Source organism: Paenibacillus brevis (assembly GCF_018919145.1).
GTDB classification, from domain to species: Bacteria; Bacillota; Bacilli; order Paenibacillales; family Paenibacillaceae; genus Fontibacillus; species Fontibacillus brevis.
In genome coordinates, this window is sequence record NZ_JAHLQJ010000047.1 from 1 (window position 1) to 1,523 (window position 1,523).

Genomic DNA, 1,523 nt, shown 5'->3' on the forward strand with positions numbered 1-1,523 from the left:
CCTATTCGCAAATCGTAGGTTAAAATAGAAGGTGAGAAACCACTATTTCAGAGCTACATGCGAAAGGAGCTGCTAATATGAAGAATACCACAAAATACGTAGGAATGGATGTATCCAAAGACAAAATTGCTGTTGCTATTGCGGATGAGGGCCGGGAAGCACCAAGATTTTATGGAACCATTGCCCATAATCCAGATGCTGTGGCCAAGCTGATTCGAAAGCTTCAAGAGAAAGATGTTGTTCTTGAGGTGTGTTATGAGGCCGGTCCGACGGGATACGATTTGTATCATTGGATTACCCGAATGGGAGTGAGTTGCGCAGTCATTGCCCCTTCAAGAATTCCTGTCCGTGCAGGGGACTCCATTAAGACGGACCGCCGGGATGCCGAGCGGCTAGCTCAGTTGCATCGTGCTGGAGAGTTGACCCCTATTCATGTACCGACACGAGAAACCGAAGCTTTAAGGGATCTTGTCAGAGCACGTGAAGATGTAAAAGAAGACCTTCATCGAGCCCGTCAGCGTATCATTCATTTTTTGCTGCGTCATCACATTCATCCACCGGCAAGCATGAAGAGACGCTGGACCAAAATGTACCGCCAATGGCTTGCAACGCTTACTTACGAAAGAAAGGTGGAGCAAACGGTATTCGATGAGTACCTGCAGCAGCTCCGGGAAATCGAAGAGCGGATTAAACGTCTGGAGGCTACCCTGCGAGAAGCAGCAGAAGTTTGCATCCATGCTCCGGTTATTCGTGCTATTCAAGGACTACGCGGAGTAGCACTGCTAACCGCCATCACTTTGGTTGTCGAGATTGAAAGCTTCGAGCGCTTCCGCTCTCCCGTTCAACTCATGAGCTACTTGGGACTGGTACCTCGTGAACATTCGTCAGGGCCAACAACCCGGCGAGGCGGATTGACAAAGACAGGAAACTCAAGGGTAAGACGTGCGCTCATTGAAGCGGCATGGAGTTACCGTCATCGACCAGCGGTTAAAGGAGATTTGGAAAAGTGCCTCGAGGGGCAGTCGGCTCATACCCAGGAAGTATCCTGGAAAGCTCAGAATCGTTTACATACAAAATATCTAAGGCTGCTCCGGAAGGGAAAACACAAAAACCTCGTTGTCGCTGCAATCGGTAGAGAACTCGTGGGATTTATTTGGTCGATAGCCGTAAGTGTTGAAAGATCTGCACAACATCAAGCTGCATAGCTACTTGTATGGATTCAATGAGTTAGATTATTTGTGATATACCACTCGTATACATTCTTGGGGCATGGGAACGAAGAGAAAGGTTTGGAGGATAACCCGCGATTTTCACTTGCACAAGGTATATTACCTGGCGTGCGTCTGTAGTTATCGGAAGGTCCTCCTGTACGAAAGGCATAACATGTGGAACCAACCCACGGATAGCAGTCTGCCAGCCGTTGACTCGCATTTTGTTCCCGTGCCCGAAGAATGGATATAAACCTTTGGTTAAAAGGCAAAGGAATAGGGGATTGACAAAAAACGTTCATAGCAGTGAAAAAA

General features: G+C 47.9%; 1 protein-coding gene. It reads left to right on the forward strand.

Annotation, left to right across the window (positions count from 1 at the left end):
• Nucleotides 1–77 precede the first annotated feature (77 nt).
• Nucleotides 78–1,205, forward strand: coding sequence for an IS110 family RNA-guided transposase (locus KQJ23_RS23530; RefSeq protein WP_216481329.1), 1,128 nt, complete (start codon nt 78–80; stop codon nt 1,203–1,205).
• Nucleotides 1,206–1,523 lie beyond the last annotated feature (318 nt).

What these genes read in the sequence shown, in the direction of transcription:
- KQJ23_RS23530 (WP_216481329.1), top strand. Translation starts at nt 78, where the DNA reads ATGAAGAATACCACAAAATACGTAGGAATGGATGTATCCAAAGACAAA.